Genomic DNA, 25,915 nt, shown 5'->3' with positions numbered 1-25,915 from the left:
GTCAGACCGTGCGCGATCCAAGCCCGATTAGTCCTTCGAGGGCACTCTTTAGGCGAGGGCCGTTCCCCGAGGAGAAAAGTGGCCAAACTGCGTGTGACCGCGGGCGGTGACAAAGCTGCTTTCTTTGGTGACTTTCTTTGCAGCAGCAAAGAAAGTTACCCCCGCCCCGGGGAGGGGCAGTGCTAATAAACCAACACGATTACGGGATCCGGCGGCATAACCCAAGCCCAAGCCCCCCTTACCCCCCCCCAATATAATCAAACAACGACATCTTCTGAATCTGCGAAAACGCCATCTGCGCCGCCTGCAGCGAGTTCTGCGTCAACTCATACTGACTAATCGACGAAACGAGATCGATGCTCGTCAAATTCGCGATATCGCTTGCAGTCTGCGTCTGGCTCGTCGCCATCGCGGTCTGCGTCGACTGCACTTCCTGCTCGCGTCCGCCCACCACCGTCTGCGCCGAGAGCACATTGTTGAACGTGTTGTCGATCTTCGTGCCCGCCGTCGTCAGTGCGTTCGTGAGCGCGGCCTGTGCTTGCGGCGATCCCGTCGGCTGCTTCAACGCATTCACGATATTGTCGATCGTCGCGAAGATGTCGTTGTTCTCAGTCGACGCGGGCTGCACGGTGAACGTGTCGCCGTCCGCGGGCGCGCCCGCGATCGTCACCTTCTGGCCGCCGAGCTTGATGTCGGCCTTGTCCTTGTATGCGACGTTCGTCGGCAGCGTGGCATCGGCCGGGTTCGACGTGATCGAATAGCTCGTCGTGCCGTCCGTCGGCGAGACCGAGAACGTGACCGTGTACTGGCTCGCGTTGCCCTTGTCGGTCGTGTCGCTCACGCTGACCGGGCTGATCGTCCCCGTGCCCGAGTTCGCCGCGCCCGCGTGCGACACCGGATCGCTCTCGATCGGCGAGACGCTCTGGAAAATCGATACGCCCGTGTCGCCCACGATCATCGAACGGCCATCGCTGATCTGCACCGTGCGCTGGCCGAAGTCGCCGGAGTAATTCGCGCCGACGCCCGATGGGTCGTTCGAGAACGGCGCCGTGCCGCCCTTGAGACCCGAGAAGATGTAGTTGCCGCTGCTGTCCGTGGTGTTGGCGAGGCCGAAAAGCTGATCGCGCAGACCCTGCATCGCGTTCGCGATCGCCGAGCGGTCCGAGTCGGTGAGCGAGCCGTCGCCCGCGTGCGTGATCTGCGTCTTGATGCTCTGCAAGACGTCGCTCACGCCGCTCAACGTCGAATCTTCCTGCTGCAGCGACGAAAGCGCCGTCGTCTGGTTGGTCGCGTATTGCGCGAGCGCGCCGCTCTTCAGCGTGAGCTGCACGGCCTGCGCCGCGCCGAGCGGATCGTCGGACGCGGTGAGAATCCGCTTGCCCGACGAGATCTGCTGATACATCGAGGCGAGCGTGCTTTGCTGGTCGCTCATCGAAGCGACGTTCAGATTGAAGTATTGAGAACTGGAAATACGCATCGCGTTTAGCCTCAGTTGAACATGCCGAGCAGCGACTGGAACAGCGTCGAGGCGGTCTGAATCACCTTGCTGTTCGCTTGATATAGCTGCTGATACTGAATCAGATTGGCCGCTTCCTCGTTCAGGTTCACGCCCTGAACCGATTGCTGCGCCGACGTGGCCTGCGTGAGCAGCGCGTTTTGCGCCGTGCTCGTCGCCTTGAGCTGGTTGGTCGTGTTGCCGATCGTGTTGATGTAGCTCGCGTACGAGCTCGTCAGCGTTTCGGTGCCGCCGTTGAGCGACTTGGTCGAGACCAGATTCGCCATGGCGAGCGCGTTGCTGCCGTCGCTCGTGCCGCCCTTGTTCTGTGCGATGGTGAACTTGTCGCCGTCCTTCGGCGTGCCGCTGATGGTCGCCGACACGCCATCGCCCTGGACGGTCATGCCCTTCGACGCATCGTAGGGAATCATCGTGCCGGCGGTGTAGGCCGTTCCGTTCACGGTGACGTCCACGTCCGACGTGAAGCCGTTCGCCGTTGCGTCGTACTTCAGGTTGATGTCGGATGCGAGCGGGCTTTTCGTCACCGTCGCCGACGAAATCGCTGCCGTGCCCGTGTTCGTGCTCGCCGCCGACGTCACCGCGGGCGATGCCGCCGCGATCGCCGCGCCGTTGCTCGTCGCGAGCTTGAAGTTATCGAGCGCGCCGCGCGTGGGCTGGATCGAGAACGAGTCGCCCTTCGCCACGTCGGTCAGCGCGGACACGTCGATGTTCAGGCCGCCGATCGTCTTGTTCGTCTCCGTCGCCGGGTCGATGGTGCCGAGCGTCTGGCCGCTCGCCGGGTCCGTCACGTTGAACTTGCTGCCGTCGTACGTAACGGTGAAATCGTTGGCGGGCGGTTGCGTGCCATCGACGATCGTCGCCGTCGGCACATGCGTGCCCTTGTTGCGCGCGTTGGCCAGAATGTTCGGATTGCTCGTCGTGAACAACTGGCCGCCCTTCTGGCCGTTCAGATCAAGGCCGAGCGCGTTCTGACCGTTCAGCTGATTGGCGAAGCTCGTTGCGATGGCGCCGAGTTGCGCCTGCGCCGGATCGAGCGTTTGCGTGCGGAAATCGATGAGACCGCCGATCACGCCGCCCGTGAGCGCCGAGTTCTCGATGTATTGCGTCGTCGCGGGCGTTTGCACGCTGCCATCGCGATTCTGGAACGCGACGGTGAGTTCGCTCGGATCGGACGCCGAAGGCACCGTCTGCAGCCCGTACTGCGTATTGCCGACGACGAGCGGCTGCCCGTTGCCGATGAACACGTTGTAGTTGCCGTCCTGCTGCACGACCTGCACGCCGATCACCGAGCTCAGGTTCGAGACGAGTTGATCGCGCTGATCGAGCAACTGGTTCGGCTGCTGGCCGCCCGCGCTCGCGATGTTGATCTGCTTGTTGAGATCGGCGATCTGCTGCGAGTAGCTGTTGATCTGCGAGACGGCGCTCGTCAGTTGCGTGTTGACGCTTTGGCGCAACTGATCGTATTGCTGGCCTGCGGAGTTGATCTGATCGGCGAGCGTCTGCGCGTTGCTCATCAGCGATTGCCGCGCGGCCGTGCTGCTCGCCGAATTCGCCACCGATTGCAGGCCGGAGAAGTAATTCGTGATGCCTTGCGCGATGCCTTTGGTCGGATCGCCGACGAGGTTGTTCAGTTGCGAGATCAGCGAGTAGTACGTGTTCGCGGCGCTGCTCGACGCTTGCGTGTTGTTGACTTGCGTCGTGAGGTACTGGCTGTACTGGCGCGTTACGGTGACGGCCTGCACGCCGCTGCCGAGATAGCCCGAGCCCGTGAATTGGCCCGACGCTTCCTGGTACGAGACCTTTTCGAGCGTGTAGCCCGGCGTCGCGGCGTTGCTGATGTTCTGCCCCGTCGTCGTCAGGCCCCATTGGGCCGCATTCAGACCGGAAAGACCAATGCTGAAGATGTTATTGGACATGCGTGAATCCTGGTGAAGGCGGCGCGGCCGCTTGGCTTGATTCGTATATCGGCGGATTTGCGGGGAAGTTGAGGTGTTTGCGCCCCGCGGTGGGGTTTTGTTTTTTTAGGGCGGTTGTTGCGATGGGGCCATTATCGGCGGGGTGCGGGGGGTGCTATTGGCCGAAGTAATTGGGGTTTTGGTGCCTTTTTCGCCGGATCCCGTTTTCGGGTTGGTTTATTAGCACTGCCCCTCCCCGGGGCGGGGGTAACTTTCTTTGCTGCTGCAAAGAAAGTCACCAAAGAAAGCAGCTTTCTCACCGCCCGCGGTCACACGCACGTTGGCCATTCTTCTCCTCGGAGAACGGCCCTCGCCTAAAGAGTGCCCCCAAAGAACCAACCGGGCTTGGATCGCGCACGGTCTGACTCGCCATAACTTCTAGCGAGCCGGTTCAGCACGAAATAGCTTCGGCACAGCGCTTCGCGCTGCCGTGGGGTATGCGAGGGAAACCAGTGGGACACGAATGCGCACGCAAACCCGATTTACCCATCGGCCGCGAAGCGGGCCGGAACTTGAAATGGCTGTACCGGTTTGTTAAGCGGCGCGATGTGACGGACCGTGCGCGATCCAAGCCCGATTAGGCTTGTGAGGGCACTCGTTAGGCGAGGGCCGTTCCCCGAGGAGAAAAATGGCCAAACTGCGTGTGACCGCGGGCGGTGACAAAGCTGCTTTCTTTGGTGACTTTCTTTGCAGCAGCAAAGAAAGTTACCCCCGCCCCGGGGAGGGGCAGTGCTAATAAACCGACATGAAACCGGGATCCGGCGATACAACAAGCGAAAGCGAAAACAAAAAACCCTTACTTCGCCAAAGACCGCCTCTTCATCTCAAGCTGAGTGATGAGCCGCTGGAGAGTATTCTCCGCCGACCCCGGCATAGCCACAAACTTGAACCCGATCGTATACCTACGATCCCCTTTCGCAGTAGTCGATTCCCGATGCGAAACCAGCATCATATCCACCGTAATCCTGCCATTCGCGCTGAAATGCAACTCAGCGTCCTGCACCACGATGCCCATCTCGAGATTCGCCACGCGCTCATCCATCGTGCGCAACGCCACGCCGCCGAGCGAAAGATCATGCACTTCGAAGCGAAACCGCTCGCCATCCGGCAACGAGCCCGTGCACATGTAAGGATCGAGCACCGGCGCCTCGACGCGGAAATACTCGCGCCGCTGCATGTAATACAACACCGGCGGAAACTCGGCCTCGAACGCCGGACGCCCGTCGAACGCCGTCTCGCGCGGCGTGGGCGTCGTGAACTCCACGCGCACGCCATCCGGCGCCGCGTTGAAAATGAGCCTCTGCGAAGCCAGCACGCCACGGTTCTGCTCCGCCACGCCGCCCCAGTCGAAAGTGAACCGGTGCGCCGTCACATCGACGTCGAGCAAACGCGTAACGATCTGCCCGTCGCCATATTGCGCCGTCAGAAAATCGCCGCGGTTCGCGAGATTGCGCAGCGCCACGCCGATTTCCAGCGGATTGCGCCGGCCGAAATCCACGATCGGCGCGATATCGTCGTCGGCAACGTCATGCTTGTGATTGGTGTTCATGGTGCTAGCCGTATTCATTGTGCCCGCGCGCCCGCCCACTTCCCCGAACGTCGCGCGTCGATCCGAACCCGCATGGGTCCGGCACTTCGATTATTCAGGTTAGCGGCATGCCTCTTTGAAAGTTTAGGGTCCGCGCGCGTAAAAAGTATGTGGTGCGCCGTCCCGAACGACGTAAAACGTTTGCTGCCGTATAAACGTCCGCGCAACGCGCCCGCGATGCCGTCATCAGCAAATTCGCGGCCGCAAACATCGGCTGTTTGGGAAACGACGCGCACGTCTTCGTCAGACGATCTGGCGCATGATCGAGATGAGCTTCTTCGCGTACTGCGGATCGGTCGCGTAGCCCGCCTTCTGCATGCCGTGCGCAAAGCCCGCGACATCGCGCGAAGCCTGAATCACCGGTGCATAGCGCGGATTGTTCTTGATGACGCTCGCGTAGTCGGTCAGCGCTTCTTCGTAGGAATCGTAGGCGCGGAACTTCTCCACGACCTTCTGCGGCCTGCCGTTGACATACTCCGTCGTGACGGAATTCACGGTCTTGCCGCCCCAGTCCTTCGTCGCCTTGATGCCGAAGATGTTGTGGCTCGTCGCACCGTTTGCGTGCTTGATCTCGCGCTTGCCCCAACCCGATTCGAGCGCCGCCTGACCGATGATGAAGCGCGCCGGAATGCCCGTCGCCGCGCTCGCGGACTGCGCCGGCACGGCGAGCCGGTCGACGAACGCGTTGACCTTGTCCGAGCCGTTGCCGCGCACGGGCGGCTCCAGCGAATCCGCCGCCGTGTAGCCCTTGCCCGCCAGCGCGCTGCTCTTGTTGGCCTGGGCCGCCGCGTAGGCCTTCGCCATCGCGTTCATCGCGGCGAGGTTGCCGGCGTTCGCATCGAGGTCGCCGCTGCCGCCCGCCATGCCGCCGAGCGCCTGCATCGCGTTCATCGTGCCGAGCCCGCCCGCGCCGCCTTTCGAGTCCGTGCCGGTCTGCGCGCCGGCGTTGCGCATGAGCTGCTTCAGCATCATGTCCGCGACGCCAATGCCCTTCGACGACATCTGCTGCGATAACTGCTGATCGAGCATCGACGTGAACGACTTCGTATCGTTCGATTCGAACGGGCTGTCCGAAGGCGTCGCGTCACGCATGCTCTTCAACATCATCTGCGTGAAAACGGCGTCGAACTGCTTCGCCGCTTCCTTCAGCCCTTGCTGCGGATTCGCGCCGGCCTGCGCGCGCAAGGCATCGAAGCCCTGCGTATCGAGCGCGAAACGGTTCGACAGGCCCGAGAAACCGCTCGTCGTATCGGTCGATGCCAGCGCGGTGCCGGCGATTCCGTTCGTGGTCGAGTTCATGGGTTTTTATAGGTTCTTAGATGATTTCGAGGTCGGCGCGCAGCGCACCCGCGGCCTTCATCGACTGAAGGATCGAGATGAGATCCGCCGGCGTGGCGCCGAGCGCGTTGAGCGCCTTCACGACATCCGCGAGGTTTGCACCGGCGGAGAGCATCTTGAGCGCGCCGCTGTCCTGCTTCAGTTGAATCGACGACTCCTTCGCCGCGACGGTCTGCCCGTTCGAGAACGCGCCCGGCTGGCTCACCGCTGTCTTCGTGTTGATGACGACCGAGAGATTGCCGTGCGCAACGGCGCAGTTCTGCAGCGTGACCATCTGGTTCATCACGATGGAGCCGGTGCGCGCGTTCAGGATCACCTTGGCGGCGGCCTGCGCCGGACGCACGTCGATGTTCTGCAACTGCGCCATGAACGACACCTGCTCGCTCGCGTCCTGCGGCGCGCGAAGCTGGATGGTGCGGCCGTCGAGCGCGAGCGCCGTGCCCATGCCGAACTGGTTGTTCACCGCCGCGACAATGCGCTGCGTCGTGTCGAAATCCATCTCGCGCAGTTCCATCTGCATGACGCCGCCTTGCTGCTGCAACGCCGAAGGCACCGCGCGCTCGACGATCGCACCCGCCGAAATGCGGCCCACCGCGAGCTGATTGACCTGCACCTTGCTGCCGTTCGCGCTCGCGCCTGCGCCGCCGACGACGAGGTTGCCCTGCGCCATCGCGTACACCTGGCCGTCCGCGCCCTTGAGCGGCGACATGAGCAGCGTTCCGCCGCGCAGGCTTTTCGCATTGCCGAGCGACGAAACGGTGACGTCGATCGCCTCGCCGGGGCGCGCGAACGGCGGCAGCGTCGCGGTGACCATCACGGCCGCGACGTTCTTCAACTGCATGTTCTGAGTCGTCGCCGAATTCACCGTGATGCCGAGGTTGCCGAGCATGTTGGTGAGCGATTGCGTCGTGAACGGCGTCTGCATCGTCTGGTCGCCGGTGCCGTCGAGACCGACGACGAGGCCGTAGCCGATCAGCGGATTGTCACGCACGCCCTGGAACGAGACGAGGTCTTTCAGACGCTCGGCGTGAGCGTGCGGCGCGGAGCCGATGGCAACCAGCGCGGCCGCGAGCGAGAACGAAACGAAACGGAGAAGCGGATTCATGATCAGAACGGCGCGACGTTGAGGAAGAAGCGCTGCAGCCAGCCCATGTTCTGCGCTTCGTCGATGTAACCCTTCGCCGAGTATTCGATCTTCGCGTCGGCGACTTGCGTGGAGAACACGGTGTTGGTGCCCGAAATGGTCGTCGGGTTGACGACGCCCGAGAAACGGACGAATTCGTTGCCCTGGTTGATGAGCATCTGCTTTTCGCCGCTCACCATCAGATTGCCGTTGGGCAGAACGTCCGTGACGGTGACGGTCAGCGTGCCGCTGAACGTGTTGGCTGCGCTCGCGCCGCCCGCCGCGGCGAACTTGTTCGCGCCCGTCGCGGACAGGTTCGTGTTGTTGAAGAGGCCGCCGAAAATGCCCGGCGTCGTCGGCACCGCGAACGAGCCGTTGCCGGCGCGGTTGGTGTTCGCCGCCGACGACTTCGTCGCGTTGACGTTTTCCGAAATCACGATGGTCAGGATGTCGCCCACGTTGCGCGGACGCTGGTCTTCGAAGAGCGGCCGGCCGGCGTAGCCCGCGTTGTAGATCGCGCCGGGCGAGCGCGTGCCGACGGGCGGCTGCGGCGGACGCGCGGTCATCGGCTGCTGGACGATCGGCTCTTTCGGCACGAGGCCGCACGCGGCCGTCGCTGCGATGAGCGCCGCGATCGAAGCGCGCGAAAGAATGTGAGTAAGCGACATCGTGATAACTCGTTTGAAGCGAATGAGGCGTCAGTGTGACGCCATCCGCTTGATTCCCATCCGTCGAATAGAGGGTTAAACCTGCATCTGCGAGAGCGTCTGCAGCATCTGGTCGGACGTCGTCACGGCCTTGCTGTTGATCTCGTACGCGCGCTGGGTCTGGATCATGTTGACCAGTTCCTGCACGACGTTCACGTTCGAGGCTTCCACATAACCCTGTTGCAGCGAGCCCGCGCCATTGAGACCCGGCTGCGACACGTTCGGCGCGCCCGAGCTTCCCGTTTCGGAGAAGAGGTTTTCGCCGCGCGCTTCGAGACCGGCCGGGTTGATGAAGGTCGCGAGCTGAACCGCGCCGACCGTCGTGCTGGCCGAGCTGCCCTGCTGCGTGATCGACACCGTGCCGTCCGAACCGATGGTGATTCCCGTCGCGTTTTGCGGAATCGTGATCGCCGGGTTGAGCTGATAGCCGCTCGACGTGACGAGCTGGCCTTGCGCGTTCGTCTGGAACGAGCCGTCGCGCGTGTAAGCGGTCGTGCCGTCGGGCATCGTCACCTGAAAGAAGCCCTGGCCGTTGATCGCGACGTCCTTCGAGTTGCCGGTCTGCTGCAAATTGCCTTGCGTGTACAGGCGCTCCGTCGCGACCTGCTGCACGCCCGTGCCGAGCTGCACACCCGAGGCGAGCTCGGTCTGCTGCGTCGAGTTCGCGCCCGGCTGGCGCGTGGTCTGATACAGCAGGTCCTCGAACACCGCGCGCGAACCCTTGAAGCCGTTCGTGCCGACGTTGGCGAGGTTGTTCGAGATCACGTCCATCTGCGCTTGCTGCGCATTCATGCCGGTCGCGGCGATGTAAAGAGAGCGATTCATGTTCTTGCGTTTCCTGAGTGTCTGTTGCGTCGCCGCTTAGGAGAAGTTCAGCAGCTTGTTGGCCGATTGTTCGTTCTGGTCCGCCGATTCCATCAGCTTCGTCTGCATCTGGAACTGACGCGCGTTGGTGATCATCGAGACCATCGCGGCAACCGGATTCACGTTGCTGCCTTCGAGCGCGCCGCCCGCCACGACAACGTTCGGGTCCGCATCGGCGGGGTCGCCGGTCGCGGTGCGAAAGAGGCCGTCGTCGCCGCGCGTCAAGGTGGCCGGATCGGGATTCACGAGCTTGAGTTGATCCACGACCGCGATCGCCGTCGGCGGATCGCCCGGGATCAGCGCGGAGATCGTGCCGTCCTTGCCAATCGTGACTTCCGCGCCCGGCGGAATCGACAGCGGGCCGCCGCTGCCGAGCACCGGCAGGTTGCTCGCGTTGACGAGCTGACCGTTCTGATCGACATGCAGGTTGCCCGCGCGCGTGTACGCCTCGCTGCCGTCCGCGGCCTGCACGGAGAGCCAGCCGGGGCCTTGCACGGCCACATCCAGCGGATTGCCGGTCTGCTGGATCGGGCCCGCGGAGTAGTCCGCGTTCGGCGTCGACGAGAGCACGAAAGTGCGCGTCGTGCCATCGGCGGACTGGTTCTCGAACGACATCGGCACCTGGCGGAACGCCGCGAGCTGCGCCTTGAAACCCGTGGTCGACGTGTTCGCGAGGTTGTTCGCCACGACGGCCTGCTGTTCGAGCGCCTGGCTTGCGCCGGTCATCGCGGTGTAGATCAGACGGTCCATGAATCGCTTCCTTCCCTATGCTTGCGGACGATGCTTACAGATTGATCAGCGTCTGATCGACGGTCTGCTGCGTCTTGATCGTTTGCGCGTTCGCCTGATAGTTGCGCTGCGCGGTGATCAGATTCACGAGCTCGCTGGTCAGATCGACGTTCGAGTTTTCCACCGCGCCGCCCTGCAGCACGCCGTGGTTGGTCGAGCCCGGCACGGACACCTGCGCCGCGCCCGAAGCCGCCGTCTGCGCGTACACGTTGCCGCCCAGGTTCTGCAAACCGTTCTGGTTGTTGAAGTTGGCGATCGCGATCTGGCCGAGCGCCTTGGTTTCGCCGTTCGAGTAGTTGCCCGTCAGCATGCCGTCCGAGCCGACCGTGAAGCCCGTCAGTTCGCCCGTGCTGTTGCCGTCCTGATGCAGGTTCGTGAGGCCGCTCTTCGCGCCGTACTGCGTCGTGCCGGAGAGATCGAGCGTCAACGATTGCGTCGCGCCGGCGGTCGGGTCCGCGCCGTTCGGGATCGTGAACGTGAAGGTCTTGCCGCTCGTCATGTTGCCGGACGCGTCGAACGTGACCGGGCCAAGATCCGTCTTCTGCGTGACCGGATCGCCATAGCCCGCGAAGGCTTCCCACGTGTTCGTGCTGGACTTCGTGAAGTACACCGACACTTTCTGCGTGCCGCCGAGCGAGTCGTACGCATCGACGGACGTCGACGCGTTGTACGTGTTGCCGTTGCTCGGATCGAAGTCGGCCGCGGCCTTCACGTCGTCCTGCGAGTTCAGGTTGAACGCGGCGGTGATCTTCTTGGTCGCGGTCGGCGCGATGTTCGCGGTCGGCACCGTCAGCGGCACCGTGCTCGCGCTGTTGACCACGCCGCCCGAATCCGCCGCGTAGCCCATCAATTGCAGGCCCGACGAGTTGACGATGTTGCCGCTGTTGTCGAGATGGAACACGCCGTTGCGCGAGTACACGATCGAACCGTTGTTGGACAACTGATAAAAGCCGTTGCCGTTGATCGCGACGTCGAGCGCCTGATTGGTCGTGGTGATCGTGCCCTGCGAGAACTGCTGCTGCACTTCCGCGAGACGCGTGCCGATACCGATCTGATTGCTGACGGCCGTGGCCATCGAGTTCGCGTACATGTCCGCGAATTGCGCCGCGCCCTGCTTGAAGCCGACGGTGTTCGCGTTCGCGATGTTGTTGCCGATCACGTCGAGGTCGCTCGATGCAGCGCCCAGACCGCTCAATGCCTGTTGATAACTCATGTGTCGTTCTCCAGCGAGACCGTGCTCGCTCTGTGGGAATGGGGTTTAAAGAATCGATGCGACGCCGGTGAGCGCCACCGTGGAACCGTTCGAGAGCTTGAGGCCCGGCGCGCCGCCCGGCATCTGCACGACGCTCTGGACCTGAGCGGCCGAAAGCGTCGTCGCGGTCGCCTGCTGGCCGTTGATCGTGCCTTGTGCGCTGATCGTGTAGCTGCCGTCGGCAAGCGTGTTGCCCTTCGAATCGACCGGCTTCCAGCCCGTCACCGGCACGACGCCCGCGCCTTGCGCGCCGAGATCGAGCGTATTGACGATCTGGCCCGACGCGTTCTTCACGACGATCTGCAGATCGCTCACGTCGTTCGCCAGTTGCACGCCGAAGCTCGACGACGCGCCGCTCGCGACCGTCATCGAATTGCCCGCCGCGAGCACGTTCGAGCCGATGAGCAGCGCGGCCTGCGTCTGCTGGCCCGCGGAAAGCTGCGTCGCGAGCGAAGACAGCGACGTGTTCAACTGGCCGATGCCCGTCACCGTGTTGATCTGCGCGAGCTGCGAAGTCATCTGCGAACTGTCGGCGGGATTGGTCGGATCCTGATTCTTCAACTGCGTCACGAGCAGCGTGAGAAAAGTGTTCTGCAGTTCCGTCGCCGATTGCGCGCCGGTCGCCGAGGTCGACGAAGACGCCGACGCGCTCGATGTGCCGTTCATGGTGTCGAGCAGCGTCTTCGACACGTTCGTGCCGTTGCTGCCGATGGTTGTGCTGGTCGTCACGTTGTGTTCCTTGAATGTCCGAATCAGGTGCCGATGGTCAGGGTCTTGAGCATCAGTTGCTTGGCGGTATTGAGCGTTTCGACGTTCGCCTGATAGGAACGCGACGCGGAAATCATGTTGACCATTTCCTGCACCGGATCGACGTTCGGCAGCGTCACGTAGCCGTCCGCGTTCGCCGCGGGGTTGCTCGGGTCGTAGCTGGTTTTCATCGGGCTCGGATCGTCGATGACGCCGCTCACCTGCACGCCGCCGACCTGCTGGCCCGACGCGGTGCGCGCGCCGCCGAGCGGATCGACCGCGAACACGACCTGCTTCGCCTTGTACGGCTGGCCGTCCGGGCCGGTGGTGCTGTCCGCGTTCGCCAGGTTCGACGCGGTGACGTTCAGGCGCTGCGCCTGAGCGGACATCGCCGAGCCGGCGACGTTGAAGATGTTCATCAAAGAGGGCATTTCTTCTCCTACTGCGCTCAGCTATTTGAAGTGATCGCCGAAAGCATCGATTTGATCTGCGAGCTCAGCACCGTCATGCCCGCTTCGAAGTGCAGCGCGTTGTCGGCGAACTGCACGCGCTCGGCGTCGAGATCGACCGTGTTGCCGTCGAGCGAAGGCTGGTTCGGCACGCGATAGGCGAGCTTGCCGTAGTCGTCGCTCGGGCCGCCCGATGCGGTGAGCGTCGAGGCGCCGGACATATGGCCCTTCGACGTCACGGCCATCGCGCCGCTCGCGCTCACGCTGACGGGCTGCGCCATCTTCAGCGTCGCGTTGTTCGATGCGCCGCCGCCGTGCTTCAGCGCGCCCGCGAGCGCGGTGGAGAAATCGACGTCGCGCGCCTTGTAGCCGGGCGTGTCGGCGTTGGCGATATTCGACGACAGCAATTCCTGCCGGTACGCGCGCACGTCGAGCGCCTCACGGCCAAAAGCGAATTCCTTGTCGAGTCTGTCTAGCATTGCGGTTTCTCCTGTCGGCGCGGCCGAGGGCTTTTTGCATGACACGCATCTTAGGAGCCGCGCACAAGAACTAATCCGACGAATAACCGGGAAACGGGGCCTCTATTCGACGCTTGCCCGTTTCGGCCGATATCTAGAATTCGTTTCGTAGAAGTCGCCGCGTGCTTTCACTGTGTTCGCGGCTCGATCGAATCAGGAATTGGAGAGAAGTGATGAGCAGGTCCGCAAAGCGTGCATCGAACCCTACGGCTCGCGCCGCAGCGACGTTCGCGCGCCGCACGCTGGGCGCGTCGCTGTTCATGGGCGTCGTGTTGAGCGCGCAGGCCCAGCCAGGCGACAGCATGATCGTCATTCCGGGCAACGCGGAGACCAATCCCGCCGCCGCGGCCGATATGGCGCAGAAGCTGAGCGCGGCTCCGGCTCCGGCGGCCGCGCGCGCGCCCGCCTCTTTACCCGCCCCGGCGATGCAGTCCGGCTATCGCGCCGCGACGAAAGCCGCCGACGCCGCAATGCGCAACGCCGCGCTCGAACTCGAAGCCCGCGCCGACGCCGCCGATGACTCGATGAACGACGCGAGCGGCATGATCGTCATTCCCGGTCCCGGCGATGCGAAGCCTGCGCGCGCTGCCGCGCCCGCGACGCCGGTTGCCTCTGTCACGCCGGCGCTCGCGAGAGCGCCCGCGGCTTCGGCCTCGCGCGATGTCATGCCCGTCGTCGTGACGCGCGACGATGGCCTCGCCCGCGCGACGGGTGCGAAACCGATCGCGGCCAGCCCCGCATCGCCGATGCAGCGCGTGAGCTTCAATCCGTCGGTGGCGGCAACCGCCTCGCCGCAGCCAGCCGGCGCGGGCGCCGCGATGCAGGACGGCGAATCGATCCGCGTCGCCGCGCTCAATTTTCTGCAGCAGCAGGCCGCGGGCTTGCCGGGCAAGGTCGAGATCGCCGTCACGCCGGTGTTTCCGCGCGGCCTCGCCGCCTGCTCCGCGCTCGATCCGTTCATGCCGACCGGCGCGCGGCTCTGGGGCCGCATGACCGTCGGCGTGCGCTGCGTCGGCGAGCGGCCCTGGACGCTCTATGTCCAGGCGCGCGTGTCGATCAACGCCACTTACTATCAGGCTGCGCGCGCGATCGCGCCGGGCGAAGTGCTGACCAACGCCGATCTCGTCGCCCGCGACGGGGATATCACCGCGATGCCGCAGGCCATCGTCACCGATCCGGCGCAGGCCGTGGGCGCGGTGGCGCTCTCGCGCGTGCCGGCGGGTTTGCCGCTGCGCACCGACATGCTGCGCGCCGCGACTTCCGTGGCGATCGGCCAGAGCGTGCGCGTGGTCGCTGGCGGCTCCGGCTTCTCGATTTCCGCCGAAGGCACCGCGATGAACAACGCCGCGCCCGGCCAGCAGATTCGTGTGAAAACCGCCGCGGGCCAGATCATCACCGGTGTCGTGAAAGACGCCCAGACGGTGGAGATTTCGCTGTAACGAACCGATGTGTTCGGTCCCCCACGTTTGTTTCATTTTGTTGCAAATGCGCTCGAAGCCCGCCAGATAAGGCTCTCGGCGCGTCAAGCAGGTCGAACGGCAGTTGGCAGTCCGCGGGCAGGGTAAAGTTTTCAAGACCCACCGCCGATAAAGGACTCAACACGTTCGGGAATGGACATCGTGAAAATCGAATCGAATAGCAACACCAATCTGGCAAGCCTTCAGGACACCCTCCAGCGCGCGTCGCAGAACGACGCAAAAGGCGCTGCGGGCAACGTGCAACAGTCGGACGCGAATCCGGCGCAGAACTCGACGGTGAGCTTGTCGTCGCTGTCGAGCGACCTGCGCGCATCGAACGGCTCGGACATCGATACGGCGAAGGTCGAATCGATCAAGGCCGCGATCCGCGACGGCAGCCTGAAGATCGACACGAGCAAGATCGCCGACGGCATTCTGAGCACCGCGCGCGACCTGCTGCAAACGAGAACCCCGCCGACCGGCGGCTGAACGCTTCCCCGGCGCGCGACGAGCGCGTGACGGCGAGCGTTCGCGAAACCGGGCGGCTTTTTGAAACCGCTTCTGCTTTAAGAGCGATGCAATGAAAGACGCCCTGCTTGCTACCGTCACCGAAGAAGTCGCCGCTGTTCAGGCCTTCGAAAACCTCCTCGTCGAAGAGGAAAAAGCGCTGATCGCCGCGCAGCCGCTTCCGGCGCTGCCTTCGATCATCGAGAACAAGACCGCGCTGACCGAGCGCATCGCCGTGCTCGAAAAGGCCCGCGACGCGCAGTTGAACGAACTCGGTTTTCCCGGCGGCTTCGTCGGCATGGAAGCCGCGGCCGCCGACGACCGCGCGATCGCCGAGCAATGGGCGCTGCTCACCGCCGCCGCCCGTCGCGCGAAGCAGGGCAACAACAACAACGGTGTGCTGATCCGCACGCGCATGGACTACAACCGCAAGGCGCTCGCCGCATTGCAGGTCGCGCCGTCGAAAAGCGGCTTCTACGGCCCGGACGGTCGCGTGCCGGGCGGCTGAGCGGCACGGAACATCATCGGCGAAACGGCGCGTGCTTCAGGCGAGGCACGCGCCGCTTTTGTTTCCGGCGCTTTCATCTACCGAATAACCCCCTTTTCCCCGGCTTTATCCGCCGATGGCCGCTCGACGCCTTCCGCAATAATCGCTTTCATCCAAAAGCGGCTTCGCGCCGCTTGCAATGGCAAACGATGCAAGCAACGGAGTAGGGTCCGGTGGCAGAAGAAAGCGATCTCGAAAAAACCGAATCAGCGACTCCCAAGCGCCTGGAAAAGGCGCGGGAGGAAGGCCAGGTTGCGCGCTCGCGGGAACTCGCCTCTTTCGCGCTGCTCGCGGCGGGATTTTTCGGCGTGTGGGGCCTGTCGGGGCCGATCAGCCAGCATTTGCAGTCGATTCTGCGCGGCGCGTTCACCTTCAATCACGAAACCGTGCTCGACACGCGCCAGATGATGATCGGCGCGGCGAACGCGAGCAAGGAAGGCTTGTTCGCCGTGCTGCCGGTGCTCTTGCTCTCGGGTTTCGCCGCGCTCGCCGCACCGATGGCGCTCGGCGGCTGGCTCATCACGACGAAGCCGCTCGCGCCGAACTTCGGGCGGCTCAATCCGATCAGCGGCCTCGGCAAGATTTTCTCGATGCAAGGGCCGGTGCAGCTCGGCATGTCGGTGCTGAAGACGGTGGTCGTCGGCGGCATGGCGGGCTGGGCGATCTGGAGCCGCAAGGCCGAAGTGCTGGGCCTGCTGACCAAACCGCTTTCTCTCGCGCTCGCCGACGCGATGCATCTGATTTTCGTGTGCTGCGGCATGGCGATAGCCGGGCTGTTTCTCGTCGCGGCCGTCGACGTGCCGTATCAGTTGTACTCGCACGCGAAGAAGCTGCGCATGAGCAAGGAAGAAGTGAAGCGCGAGCACAAGGAAAGCGAAGGCGATCCGCACATCAAGGGCAAGATTCGCCAGCAGCAGCGCGCGGCCGCGCGTCGCCGGATGATGCAGGCGATTCCGACCGCCGATGTCATCGTGACGAACCCGACGCACTTTGCCGTCGCGCTGCAGTACACCGACGGCCAGATGCGCGCGCCGAAGGTCGTCGCGAAGGGCGTGAATCTGGTCGCGGCGCGCATTCGCGAACTGGGCCGCGAGCACAACGTGCCGCTGCTCGAAGCGCCGCCGCTCGCGCGTGCGCTGTATCACAACGTCGAGATCAACCGCGAGATTCCCGGTGCGCTGTATGGCGCGGTCGCGCAAGTGCTGGCGTGGGTGTATCAGCTCAAGCGCTACAAAGAAGACGGCGGGATCAAGCCGGACGAGCCGTCCGATCTCGACGTGCCGAAGGAACTGGACAAAGGCGGCGTTTCCGACGCCGACGCCGATCGGGAGGCCGCCGAGGCCCTGACCGGCGACAACACTGACAATGGAGCCGCAGCATGAACGCGCGCGCTGGATTTTTCGCCAAACGGCCTGACGCGCTGGGCACGCAGAACCTTCGCGCCTTAGCCGGCCCGATCCTGATCTGCATGATCCTGGGCATGATGATTCTGCCCTTGCCCGCGTTTTTGCTGGATCTGCTGTTCACCTTCAACATCGCGCTCTCGGTGATGGTGCTCCTCGTCAGCATGTACACGCAAAAGCCGCTCGATTTCGCGGCGTTCCCGAGCGTGCTGCTGTTTTCCACGCTGCTGCGCCTGTCGCTGAACGTGGCGTCGACGCGTATCGTGCTGCTCGAAGGCCACACCGGCCCGGATGCCGCCGGTCAGGTGATCGAATCGTTCGGGCACTTTCTCGTTGGCGGAAACTTCGCGGTCGGCATCGTCGTGTTCGTGATTCTGATGATCATCAACTTCATGGTGATCACGAAGGGCGCGGGGCGTATCGCGGAAGTCGGCGCGCGCTTCACGCTCGACGCGATGCCCGGCAAGCAGATGGCCATCGACGCCGACCTGAACGCCGGCCTCATCAACGAAGAGACCGCGAAGAAGCGCCGTCAGGCCGTGGCGCAGGAAGCGGAGTTCTACGGTTCGATGGACGGCGCATCGAAATTCGTGCGCGGCGACGCGATCGCCGGCTTGCTGATCATGGTCATCAACGTGGTGGGCGGGCTGATCGTCGGCATGCTCCAGCACGACATGGACTTCGCGCACGCGGCGACCAATTACACGCTGTTGACGATCGGCGATGGCCTCGTCGCGCAGATTCCGTCGCTCATCATCTCGACGGCGGCGGGCGTGATCGTGTCGCGCGTCGCGACCGAGGAAGACATCGGCACGCAGTTGACCGGCCAGTTGTTCCAGAATCCGCGCGTGCTGATGATCACGGGCGTGATCATCGGCATCATGGGCCTGATTCCGGGCATGCCGCACTTCGCGTTCATGCTGCTCGGCGGCGGTCTCATCTACGCTGCGCGCACGATGAACAAGCGCGCCGAGGCGAAGAAGAAAAGCGCCGTCACCGATGTCACGCCGCTCGCGGCGAGCGCCGCCGCCGCGACGGCGGAGAACGCGGAGGCGAGCTGGGAAGACGTGTCGCTCATCGATCCGCTGGGGCTGGAAGTGGGTTATCGCCTGATTCCGCTCGTCGATCGCAACAGCGATGGCGAACTGCTCAAGCGCATCAAGGGTATTCGCAAGAAATTCGCGCAGGAAATCGGCTTTTTGCCGCCGGTCATTCACATTCGCGACAATCTGGAGCTGCGGCCGAATGGCTATCGCATCGCGCTGAAGGGCGTGGAAGTGGGCATCGGCGAGGCGTTTCCGGGGCAGTGGCTCGCGATCAATCCGGGCCAGGTTTCGGCCGCGCTGCCGGGCAACCAGACGACCGACCCGGCGTTCGGGCTGCCCGCCGTGTGGATCGACACGAATTTGCGCGAACAGGCTCAGGTGTATGGCTACACCGTGGTCGATGCGAGCACGGTCGTCGCGACACATTTGAACCATCTTGTCGTGACGCACGCGGCGGAGTTGCTTGGACGTCAGGAAGTGCAGGCGCTGATCGAGCGCATCGGCAAGGACACACCTTCGCTCACGGACGATCTGGTGCCGAAGGTGCTGTCCCTCACGACGTTGCAGAAGGTGTTGCAGAACCTGCTCGACGAAAGCGTGCCGATTCGCGATATGCGCACGATCCTCGATGCGTTGCAGGAACATGCGCCGCGCATGTCCGATCCGCACGATCTCACCGCGGCGGTGCGTCTCGCGCTGGGCCGTGCGATCACGCAGCAGTGGTATCCGGGCGCCGACGATTTACAGGTGATGGGCCTCGATCCGACGCTTGAGCGTGTGCTGTCGCAGGCATTGTCGACCGGTGCGAATCCGGGTCTGGAGCCGGGCCTTGCGCAAACGCTGCTGAACTCGACGCAAAACGCGATCATGCGTCAGCAGAATCTGGGCTTGCCGCCGGTGTTGCTCGTGCAGCATTCGCTTCGGGCGATGCTCGCGCGGTTCTTGCGCAGAAGCTTGCCGCAGTTGAAGGTGATTTCTTATGCCGAAGTGCCGGATACGCGGAACGTGAAGGTGGTGAATTTGATCGGGGCGTGATTACGCGTCGGCGAGTTCCGCTTTATCTTCCGCCGGATCGGAAATGTACAGCCTGACGGGACGGCCTTCCAGGTCCAGATCCGCCCTCGCGAAAAAGCGGAGCGCGTCGCCGAAAAGCATCGCCTGCACGTAGCGATTGTCGGGCCGATTGAAGGACGGATCGATCACGATGGCGGGTACGCGCTCGGTGTCGCCGTCGAGCGTGACCTTGCATGCGCCGGTCGTCATGTCGAACTCCGAAATCACGCCGACATACTGCCTGCTTTCGGACGGCACGACGGCTGCCCGCGAAAACGCGCGCTTGTGGTCCTTGTCCAGCGTCATGAACCGGTCGCCTTCGACATAGAGATCGATTTGACTGCACGAGCGGTCGATTGGACTGAGCGCCTGGGTTGCGGCGGAGCGGAGGATTTCGGTGAGTTTGTCGATGAGCGACACCAGCTTGTCAGCCATGCCGACGACGCTCTCGGTGTTCGCCTGATTGTTTCGCAACGCCATCTGCAACGCATCGTGGACGTGTTGCAGGCTTTCGCTGGCGTATTGGGTCTGATTCTGATCGCGTCGAGCGAATTCCTCGTCGCGCCGGGACATTTCCTGATCGCGCCGTGACAATATTTCGTTGACGTATTTCATTTGATCTTGCTCGCGTCGAGACAGTACGTACTGAATCACGACAGCAAGCACGGCCCCAAACGCGCCGGACCATAGTTCCTTGCTAGTCGCCATGCTTTTCACCATTGCCAGGACTTCGAAGCAACGATGTTCCATGACGGGCGAGCACACCACGCGGACATCGAGCGCTTCAAGATGCGTGTTGAGTTCGCCCGTCAGCAACGCATTGGAGCACAACGCGAAGATGCGTGCTAAGCCCTGAATGGACTGTCCGAGCTGATTCAGATCAATCTCATGCGACGCGGCGTCGTTGCCTTCGTAGCGCACGCCGATGGTGGCGAGGCAACGCCACGCCGCTATGTCGATAACTTCATTCATTGCTCGTTCCATTCGATGACTCATATCGTCATCCTAAGCAATGATTCGCGCGCCGGAAATCGGCCGGATGGACGACTTGCGCCTCATCGCGGCCCGATATAAGCCCTCAACACTCCACAATATTCACCGCCAACCCGCCGCGCGACGTCTCTTTATATTTGGTCTTCATATCCGCGCCCGTCTCCCGCATCGTCTTGATGACGGAGTCCAGCGAAACATAATGCGACCCGTCGCCACGCATGGCCATGCGCGCGGCGTTGACGGCCTTCACCGAGCCCATCGCGTTGCGCTCGATGCACGGAATCTGCACCATGCCGCCAACCGGATCGCAAGTCAGCCCGAGGTTATGCTCCATGCCGATTTCCGCGGCATTCTCCACTTGCGCAGGCGTTCCGCCGAGCACGGCCGCCAAGGCGCCGGCCGCCATCGAGCACGCGACGCCGACTTCGCCCTGACATCCCACCTCGGCGCCGGAGATGGAAGCATTCATCTTGTACAGAATGCCGATGGCCGCCGCCGTCAAAAGAAAATCGATCACGCCCTGCGTGTTCGAACCCGGCACGAACCGGTCGTAGTAATGCAGCACCGCCGGGATGATCCCCGCCGCGCCGTTCGTCGGCGCAGTCACGACCCGTCCGCCGATCGCATTCTCTTCGTTCACCGCGATCGCATAGAGATTGATCCAGTCGATCATCGACAACGGATCCCGCAGCGCCTGTTCCGGCTTGCCCGCCAGCGCGCGATACAACTGCGGCGCGCGCCGTTTCACCTGAAACGGCCCGGGCAAACAACCTTCCGCCTCCGGATTGCCGATGCCGCACCCGCGCGCGACGCAATCCTGCATCACGTCCCAGATGCGCAGCAGCCCGGCGCGAATCGCTTCCTCGCTATGCCAGACGCGCTCGTTTTCCCACATCAGCTGCGCGATCGATTTGCCCGATTCCGCGCACATCTTCATCAACTCGTCGCCGGTCTGGAACGGATACGGCAACTGCTCGTGCGCGGTCAGCACCGCGGTGTTCGCCGCGCCCGCCGTCACGACGAAACCGCCGCCGACCGACAGATACGTCGCTTCACGCAGCAGTGCGCCGTGCGCGTCGAAAGCGTAGAGCTTCATGCCGTTCGGATGCTCCGGCAACGCTTGCCGATAAAACACGATGCATTCTTTCAGCGTGAACGGAATCTCGTGCGTGCCGAGCAGCGCCAGCTTCTTCGAGGCGCGCACGGCGTCGAGCCGCGGCACGATGCGCGAGGCATCGACGGTATCGGGCGCGTCGCCCATCAGGCCGAGCATCACGCCGCGGTCGGTGCCGTGGCCCTTGCCCGTCGCGCCGAGCGAGCCGTACAACTCGCATTTCACCGACGCCGTCGAGGCGAGCAGCCCGTCGCGCTCGAGCCCTTGCGCGAACATCAAGGCGGCGCGCATCGGTCCGACGGTGTGCGAGCTCGAAGGTCCGATGCCGATCTTGAAGAGGTCGAATACGCTGACTGCCATGACATCACCTACCCGAAAGTTTTAACGCGCCGGCAGCGGCAGACACACCGCGAGCCAGGCGGGCGGCGTCGGTGCGAGCCGCAGCGCGACCGGCGTGTAGCGGCCGTCGAGACGCGCCGCCAGATGAAAGAGTTCCGCCGCGTTCTTCGGGTCCCACTGACCCGAAAAGCCCGGCAATCCGGCTTCGCGACGCTTGGCGTCGAAAGCCACGGACGACTTCACGAATTCGTCATGCGTCTTCGTGCCGAGCGCATACGGCGTGAGCCAGTTGAGCGCCACGGCCAGCGTCGCGCCCGACTGCGCGCGCTCCGGCAGCCAGTTGCGGTTGTGCCGCCGCGCGGCGAGCGCCGCCGTGACGAGCGGCTGAAGATCGTAGGTGACGTAGCGCAGCGCATCGCGTTCGGCGAAATCGACCGTCGATCCGTCCGGCGCGATGTTGTCGCCGATATGCTCGACGAACAGCCGCTGCGCCGCGTTGATGAGCTTGCGGTCGTCGATGGTGAACGCGCCCATCGCGACCAGTTTCACGCGGTGGCTCTGCCAGTTGTTGCGGTAATTGCCTGTGAGCGGACGCGGTTGCTTGTCCATATCGGCGACGTAGCCCGTCACCATCTTCGTGATGAAGGCGTTCGCCGCGTTGCGCGTCTTCACGGGCAACGCGCTCGCCGTGAGGTCGTACGCGAGAATCAACGATTCGAAATGGGTCTCGTCGATCGGGTTGAAGCTCGGCTGATACGTCGTGGTCCACGCCAGCAGAAATCGGTCGACGAGACGCAGATAGCGCTCGTCGCCGGTCGCACGCCACGCGAGCGCCGCATCGCGCATCAGGCCGAGATCTTTTTCGGCTTCGATGCTCTCGTCGTAAATGCCTTCGTGCGGCAGCGTGCCTTCGGTGTGCAGCTTCGCGCGCGGTTTCGGCTGATCGTTGACGTGCGATTGCACCGTCTTCACGAGCGCCTTCACGCCGGGATCGGCATTGGTGCGCTCGCTCGTCTGCATCGCGGGCGCGGCGCAGAAATTCATCGCGGCTTGCGCCGTCAACGAGCATGCGCACAGTATCGCCAGCGCCGTGAATCGGCCTATTTGTTTCATCTCTCGCACCTTCCGCGCCATGCGAACTCCTTGATTGGCTTTGGTCCGGGGTGAGATGTTAGCCGGTTCGACGCGCGCCGCGATACCGTCCGACAATGCTTTACGTTGTCAGCTTACTCCGCGTAGTCAGAGATCGGCACGCACGAGCACATCAGATTGCGATCGCCATAGGCGTTGTCCGCGCGCCCGACCGGCGACCAGTACTTGCGCGCGATCAGCGACTTCAGCGGATACGCCGCCGCTTCGCGCGTGTACTTGTGCGACCACGCATCCGACGTGACCTCCGCCGCCGTATGCGGCGCGTTCCTGAGCACGTTGTCTTCGCGATCGGCGCGGCCTTCTTCCACCGCGCGGATTTCCTCGCGAATCGCGATCATCGCGTCGATGAAACGGTCGAGCTCTTCCTTCGATTCCGATTCGGTCGGCTCGACCATCAGCGTGCCGGGCACGGGGAAGCTCATCGTCGGCGCATGGAAGCCGTAGTCGATCAGGCGCTTGGCGACGTCTTCCACCGAAATGCCGCTCGATTCCTTGATGGGCCGAACGTCGAGAATGCATTCGTGCGCGACGAGACCGCCCGCGCCGCTGTAGAGCACCGGATAGTGCGGCGCGAGGCGCTTCGCGACATAGTTCGCCGCGAGAATCGCGCTTTCGGTCGCGGCGGTGAGGCCTTGCGCGCCCATCATCGCGATGTACATCCACGAGATCGGCAGGATCGCGGCCGAGCCATACGGCGCCGACGACACCGCGCCGATGCCGGCTTCATCGCGCTTGTAACCGGTGGACGCCTGATTCGGCAGGAACTTCGCCAGATGCGCGCCGACCGCGACCGGACCGACGCCCGGCCCGCCGCCGCCGTGCGGAATGCAGAACGTCTTGTGCAGGTTCAGGTGCGAGACGTCGCCGCCGAACTGGCCGGGCGCGCAGAGGCCGACCATCGCGTTCATGTTCGCGCCATCGACATACACCTGGCCGCCGTGCGCATGCACGATCTCGCAGATTTCGCGGACGTTGCGCTCGAACACGCCGTGCGTCGACGGATACGTGATCATGATCGCGGCGAGATTCGCCGAATGTTTCTCGGCCTTCGCTTTCAGGTCGTCGATATCGACGTTGCCGTTCGCATCGCACGCGACGACGACGACCTGCATGCCCGCCATCTGCGCCGACGCCGGATTGGTGCCGTGCGCGGACGCCGGAATCAGGCACACGTTGCGATGCCCTTCGCCGCGCGACTCGTGATACGCGTGAATGATGAGCAGGCCCGCGTATTCGCCCTGCGAACCCGCGTTCGGCTGCAGCGACACCGCCGCGTAACCCGTGCACGCGACGAGCATCTGTTCGAGCTGATCGATCATCGTGCGATAGCCGAGCGTCTGCTCGGCAGGCGCGAACGGATGAATCGCGGCGAACTCGGGCCACGTCACCGGCAGCATTTCCGAGGTCGCGTTGAGCTTCATCGTGCACGAACCGAGCGGGATCATCGTGCGGTCGAGCGCGAGGTCCTTATCCGCGAGACTGCGCAGATAACGCAGCATTTCGTGCTCGGAATGATGGCGATTGAAGACCGGATGCGTGAGATATTCGCTTTCGCGCTTCAGTGCGCCGGGAATCGGATCGCTCACGGAAGCGTCCAGCGCGTCGATATCGAACGTTTCGGTCTTGCCCGCGACTTCCGCGAAGAGCGCGAAGAGCTTGAGCAGGTCGTCGCGCGTGGTGGTTTCGTCGAGCGACACGCCCACTTGCGTGGCGCTCACACGGCGCAGGTTGATGCGCGCCGCGTAGGCCGCCTGATGCAGCGCGGTCGTGTTTGCGCCGCTTTGCACGGTGACCGTGTCGAAGAACGTTTCGTTCGCAATCGTGTAGCCCAGTTTGCGAAGACCCGCCGCGAAAATCGACGCGACGCGGTTCACGCGCAGCGCGATCGTCTTGATGCCGCGCGGTCCGTGATACACCGCGTACATGCTCGCCATGATCGCGAGCAGCGCCTGCGCCGTGCAGACATTCGACGTCGCCTTTTCGCGGCGAATGTGCTGTTCGCGCGTTTGCAGCGCGAGACGCAGCGCGGGATTGCCTTGCGCATCGACCGTCACGCCGACGAGACGGCCCGGCATCTGGCGCTTGAACTCGTCGCGCACGGCCATGTACGCCGCGTGCGGGCCGCCGAAGCCGACCGGCACGCCGAACCGCTGCGTATTGCCGATGGCCACATCCGCGCCCCATTCGCCCGGCGGCGTGATGAGCGCGAGCGCGAGCAGATCCGCCGCCGCGACCACATGACCGCCCGCCGCGTGAATCTTTTCCGCCAGTTCGCGATAGTCGCGCACGTCGCCGTTCGCGCCGGGATATTGCAGCAGCACGCCGAACGCGTTCGCGCTCGCGGCATCCGCGGCCGGTCCGACCTTCACTTCGATGCCCGCCGGCTTCGCACGCGTCTGCACCACTTCGATGGTCTGCGGCAAAACGTCGTCCGCCACATAGAAGACATTCGATTTCGGCTTGCCGACGCGTTGCAGCAGCGTCATCGCCTCGGCGGCGGCGGTGGCTTCGTCGAGCAGCGATGCGTTCGCCATCGCGAGGCCCGTCAGGTCCATCACCATCTGCTGGAAGTTCAGGAGCGCTTCGAGACGCCCTTGCGAAATCTCCGGCTGATACGGCGTATAAGCCGTGTACCACGCCGGATTTTCGAGCACGTTGCGCAGGATCACCGCCGGCGTATGCGTGCCGTAGTAACCCTGGCCGATGTAAGTCCGGAACACAAGATTCTCGTCCGCCAGCTTGCGCAGGTAGGCGAGCGCTTCGGCCTCGCTCTTGGGCTGCGTGAACGCGCCGAGCGGCAGCGTTTCCTTGCGGCGGATCGATTCAGGAATCACCGCGTCGATGAAGGCCGCGCGCGACGCGAAGCCAAGCGCATCGAGCATCGCGCGCTGGTCTTTTTCATCGGGGCCGATGTGCCGCTCGGCGAATGCGTCGTGGCATTCGAGCGCGGCGAGTGACAAAGGGGTGCGGTTCATCAGGCGATCCGGGTGTTCGAGCTTCATGTGAATTCCTGCTGACGACGAAGGCGCGGCGGCCTTCGTCCGTGAGATAGATTATTCGCCGATCGACTTGCCGTAGCCTTCGGCATCGAGCAACTTGTCGAGGCCGGCGTCGCCCGACGGCTTGATCTTGAAGAGCCAGCTTTCGTACGGCGCGCCGTTGACCTGATCCGGCGCGGACGTGAGCGCGTCGTTCGACGCGACCACTTCGCCCGAGACCGGTGCGTAGATATCGGAAGCGGCCTTCACCGATTCGATGACGGCGATCGCATCGCCCGCCGCGACGGTCTTGCCCGCGGCCGGCAGTTCGACGAACACGATGTCGCCGAGCGCTTCCTGCGCGTGATCGGTGATGCCGACGGTCAGCGTGCCGTCGGCTTCGGTGCGGACCCATTCGTGCGATTCGGTGTATTTCAGATCGGCCGGGATGCTCATTGAATGCTCCTTGCGTGGTTCTTT

General features: G+C 63.7%; 22 protein-coding genes. 5 read left to right on the top strand and 17 right to left on the bottom strand.

Annotated elements, in window-relative coordinates; all coding sequences use genetic code 11:
- Positions 1–238: 238 nt before the first annotated feature.
- From flgL to flgB, 12 genes are all read right to left on the bottom strand, one after another.
- Positions 239–1,477 carry a flagellar hook-associated protein FlgL gene (gene flgL, locus AWB70_RS03440; protein ID WP_053567161.1) on the bottom strand — a complete coding sequence of 413 codons (1,239 nt, stop codon included), beginning with the start codon at positions 1,475–1,477 and terminating at the stop codon, positions 239–241.
- Between the two features lie 11 nt (positions 1,478–1,488).
- Positions 1,489–3,432, bottom strand: a complete 1,944-nt coding sequence (flgK, locus tag AWB70_RS03435) for a flagellar hook-associated protein FlgK (RefSeq protein ID WP_053567162.1) — start codon at positions 3,430–3,432, stop codon at positions 1,489–1,491.
- Between the two features lie 835 nt (positions 3,433–4,267).
- Positions 4,268–5,020, bottom strand: coding sequence for a flagellar brake protein (locus AWB70_RS03425; protein ID WP_041731201.1), 753 nt, complete (start codon positions 5,018–5,020; stop codon positions 4,268–4,270).
- A 282-nt stretch (positions 5,021–5,302) separates the two neighbouring features.
- Positions 5,303–6,358: a flagellar assembly peptidoglycan hydrolase FlgJ gene (gene flgJ, locus AWB70_RS03420; protein ID WP_200826395.1), complete on the bottom strand. Its 1,056-nt coding sequence runs from the start codon at positions 6,356–6,358 to the stop codon at positions 5,303–5,305.
- A gap of 16 nt (positions 6,359–6,374) precedes the next feature.
- Complete coding sequence (locus AWB70_RS03415) at positions 6,375–7,502, bottom strand: flagellar basal body P-ring protein FlgI (RefSeq protein WP_041730821.1); 1,128 nt, start codon at positions 7,500–7,502, stop codon at positions 6,375–6,377.
- Between the two features lie 2 nt (positions 7,503–7,504).
- Positions 7,505–8,188 carry a flagellar basal body L-ring protein FlgH gene (locus AWB70_RS03410; protein WP_053567163.1) on the bottom strand — a complete coding sequence of 228 codons (684 nt, stop codon included), beginning with the start codon at positions 8,186–8,188 and terminating at the stop codon, positions 7,505–7,507.
- A gap of 75 nt (positions 8,189–8,263) precedes the next feature.
- Entirely contained in the window at positions 8,264–9,052 is a 789-nt protein-coding gene (gene flgG, locus AWB70_RS03405) for a flagellar basal-body rod protein FlgG (RefSeq protein WP_014192636.1), read from the bottom strand.
- A 36-nt stretch (positions 9,053–9,088) separates the two neighbouring features.
- A complete protein-coding gene (gene flgF / locus AWB70_RS03400; protein WP_014192637.1) occupies positions 9,089–9,841 on the bottom strand; it encodes a flagellar basal-body rod protein FlgF in 753 nt (250 codons plus the stop codon).
- Between the two features lie 34 nt (positions 9,842–9,875).
- On the bottom strand, positions 9,876–11,093 hold the full coding sequence (gene flgE, locus AWB70_RS03395; protein ID WP_014192638.1) for a flagellar hook protein FlgE: 1,218 nt from the start codon (positions 11,091–11,093) through the stop codon (positions 9,876–9,878).
- 45 nt (positions 11,094–11,138) lie between these two features.
- On the bottom strand, positions 11,139–11,861 hold the full coding sequence (locus AWB70_RS03390; protein WP_014192639.1) for a flagellar hook assembly protein FlgD: 723 nt from the start codon (positions 11,859–11,861) through the stop codon (positions 11,139–11,141).
- Positions 11,862–11,884: 23 nt separating this feature from the next.
- On the bottom strand, positions 11,885–12,310 hold the full coding sequence (gene flgC, locus AWB70_RS03385; RefSeq protein WP_014192640.1) for a flagellar basal body rod protein FlgC: 426 nt from the start codon (positions 12,308–12,310) through the stop codon (positions 11,885–11,887).
- A gap of 17 nt (positions 12,311–12,327) precedes the next feature.
- Entirely contained in the window at positions 12,328–12,807 is a 480-nt protein-coding gene (flgB, locus tag AWB70_RS03380) for a flagellar basal body rod protein FlgB (RefSeq protein ID WP_014192641.1), read from the bottom strand.
- Between the two features lie 212 nt (positions 12,808–13,019).
- Here flgB and flgA point away from each other — a divergent pair, with 212 nt between their 5' ends.
- The 5 genes from flgA (at position 13,020) to flhA (ending at position 18,841) form a co-directional block, all read left to right on the top strand.
- A complete protein-coding gene (gene flgA / locus AWB70_RS03375; RefSeq protein WP_053567164.1) occupies positions 13,020–14,285 on the top strand; it encodes a flagellar basal body P-ring formation chaperone FlgA in 1,266 nt (421 codons plus the stop codon).
- 180 nt (positions 14,286–14,465) lie between these two features.
- On the top strand, positions 14,466–14,792 hold the full coding sequence (gene flgM, locus AWB70_RS03370) for a flagellar biosynthesis anti-sigma factor FlgM (RefSeq protein WP_014192643.1): 327 nt from the start codon (positions 14,466–14,468) through the stop codon (positions 14,790–14,792).
- A 91-nt stretch (positions 14,793–14,883) separates the two neighbouring features.
- Positions 14,884–15,318, top strand: a complete 435-nt coding sequence (locus AWB70_RS03365) for a flagellar protein FlgN (protein WP_053567165.1) — start codon at positions 14,884–14,886, stop codon at positions 15,316–15,318.
- Positions 15,319–15,530: 212 nt separating this feature from the next.
- A complete protein-coding gene (flhB, locus tag AWB70_RS03360) occupies positions 15,531–16,739 on the top strand; it encodes a flagellar biosynthesis protein FlhB (protein ID WP_014192645.1) in 1,209 nt (402 codons plus the stop codon).
- Positions 16,736–18,841, top strand: coding sequence for a flagellar biosynthesis protein FlhA (gene flhA / locus AWB70_RS03355; protein WP_053567166.1), 2,106 nt, complete (start codon positions 16,736–16,738; stop codon positions 18,839–18,841). Before flhB ends, flhA begins: the two co-directional genes overlap by 4 nt.
- On the opposite strand, the gene AWB70_RS03350 is transcribed toward flhA, so the two are convergent.
- The 5 genes from AWB70_RS03350 to gcvH all read right to left on the bottom strand — a co-directional run bounded on the left by AWB70_RS03350 (position 18,842) and on the right by gcvH (position 25,891).
- Positions 18,842–19,831, bottom strand: coding sequence for a DUF7946 domain-containing protein (locus AWB70_RS03350; protein WP_053567167.1), 990 nt, complete (start codon positions 19,829–19,831; stop codon positions 18,842–18,844).
- A gap of 106 nt (positions 19,832–19,937) precedes the next feature.
- On the bottom strand, positions 19,938–21,326 hold the full coding sequence (locus AWB70_RS03345) for an L-serine ammonia-lyase (RefSeq protein ID WP_053567168.1): 1,389 nt from the start codon (positions 21,324–21,326) through the stop codon (positions 19,938–19,940).
- Positions 21,327–21,347: 21 nt separating this feature from the next.
- Entirely contained in the window at positions 21,348–22,418 is a 1,071-nt protein-coding gene (locus tag AWB70_RS03340; protein ID WP_087086211.1) for an alginate lyase family protein, read from the bottom strand.
- A 113-nt stretch (positions 22,419–22,531) separates the two neighbouring features.
- Positions 22,532–25,459: an aminomethyl-transferring glycine dehydrogenase gene (gene gcvP / locus AWB70_RS03335; protein WP_045451473.1), complete on the bottom strand. Its 2,928-nt coding sequence runs from the start codon at positions 25,457–25,459 to the stop codon at positions 22,532–22,534.
- A 51-nt stretch (positions 25,460–25,510) separates the two neighbouring features.
- Complete coding sequence (gene gcvH / locus AWB70_RS03330) at positions 25,511–25,891, bottom strand: glycine cleavage system protein GcvH (protein WP_014192652.1); 381 nt, start codon at positions 25,889–25,891, stop codon at positions 25,511–25,513.
- Between the last annotated feature and the right edge of the window lie 24 nt (positions 25,892–25,915).

It is taken from the genome of Caballeronia cordobensis, from assembly GCF_001544575.2.
Taxonomy (GTDB): domain Bacteria; phylum Pseudomonadota; class Gammaproteobacteria; order Burkholderiales; family Burkholderiaceae; genus Caballeronia; species Caballeronia cordobensis.
The sequence above is the reverse complement of the archived record's forward strand: the minus strand, read 5'-3'. Positions and strand labels throughout refer to the sequence as shown.

Excerpts from the sequence above, each read along its gene's own strand:
- flgL (WP_053567161.1), bottom strand. The coding sequence starts at position 1,477 with ATGCGTATTTCCAGTTCTCAATACTTCAATCTGAACGTCGCTTCGATG.
- flgK (WP_053567162.1), bottom strand. The coding sequence starts at position 3,432 with ATGTCCAATAACATCTTCAGCATTGGTCTTTCCGGTCTGAATGCGGCC.
- AWB70_RS03425 (WP_041731201.1), bottom strand. The coding sequence starts at position 5,020 with ATGAACACCAATCACAAGCATGACGTTGCCGACGACGATATCGCGCCG.
- flgJ (WP_200826395.1), bottom strand. The coding sequence starts at position 6,358 with ATGAACTCGACCACGAACGGAATCGCCGGCACCGCGCTGGCATCGACC.
- AWB70_RS03415 (WP_041730821.1), bottom strand. The coding sequence starts at position 7,502 with ATGAATCCGCTTCTCCGTTTCGTTTCGTTCTCGCTCGCGGCCGCGCTG.
- AWB70_RS03410 (WP_053567163.1), bottom strand. The coding sequence starts at position 8,188 with ATGTCGCTTACTCACATTCTTTCGCGCGCTTCGATCGCGGCGCTCATC.
- flgG (WP_014192636.1), bottom strand. The coding sequence starts at position 9,052 with ATGAATCGCTCTCTTTACATCGCCGCGACCGGCATGAATGCGCAGCAA.
- flgF (WP_014192637.1), bottom strand. The coding sequence starts at position 9,841 with ATGGACCGTCTGATCTACACCGCGATGACCGGCGCAAGCCAGGCGCTC.
- flgE (WP_014192638.1), bottom strand. The coding sequence starts at position 11,093 with ATGAGTTATCAACAGGCATTGAGCGGTCTGGGCGCTGCATCGAGCGAC.
- flgC (WP_014192640.1), bottom strand. The coding sequence starts at position 12,310 with ATGCCCTCTTTGATGAACATCTTCAACGTCGCCGGCTCGGCGATGTCC.
- flgB (WP_014192641.1), bottom strand. The coding sequence starts at position 12,807 with ATGCTAGACAGACTCGACAAGGAATTCGCTTTTGGCCGTGAGGCGCTC.
- flgA (WP_053567164.1), top strand. The coding sequence starts at position 13,020 with ATGAGCAGGTCCGCAAAGCGTGCATCGAACCCTACGGCTCGCGCCGCA.
- AWB70_RS03365 (WP_053567165.1), top strand. The coding sequence starts at position 14,884 with ATGAAAGACGCCCTGCTTGCTACCGTCACCGAAGAAGTCGCCGCTGTT.
- flhA (WP_053567166.1), top strand. The coding sequence starts at position 16,736 with ATGAACGCGCGCGCTGGATTTTTCGCCAAACGGCCTGACGCGCTGGGC.
- AWB70_RS03350 (WP_053567167.1), bottom strand. The coding sequence starts at position 19,831 with ATGAATGAAGTTATCGACATAGCGGCGTGGCGTTGCCTCGCCACCATC.
- AWB70_RS03345 (WP_053567168.1), bottom strand. The coding sequence starts at position 21,326 with ATGGCAGTCAGCGTATTCGACCTCTTCAAGATCGGCATCGGACCTTCG.
- AWB70_RS03340 (WP_087086211.1), bottom strand. The coding sequence starts at position 22,418 with ATGAAACAAATAGGCCGATTCACGGCGCTGGCGATACTGTGCGCATGC.
- gcvP (WP_045451473.1), bottom strand. The coding sequence starts at position 25,459 with ATGAAGCTCGAACACCCGGATCGCCTGATGAACCGCACCCCTTTGTCA.
- gcvH (WP_014192652.1), bottom strand. The coding sequence starts at position 25,891 with ATGAGCATCCCGGCCGATCTGAAATACACCGAATCGCACGAATGGGTC.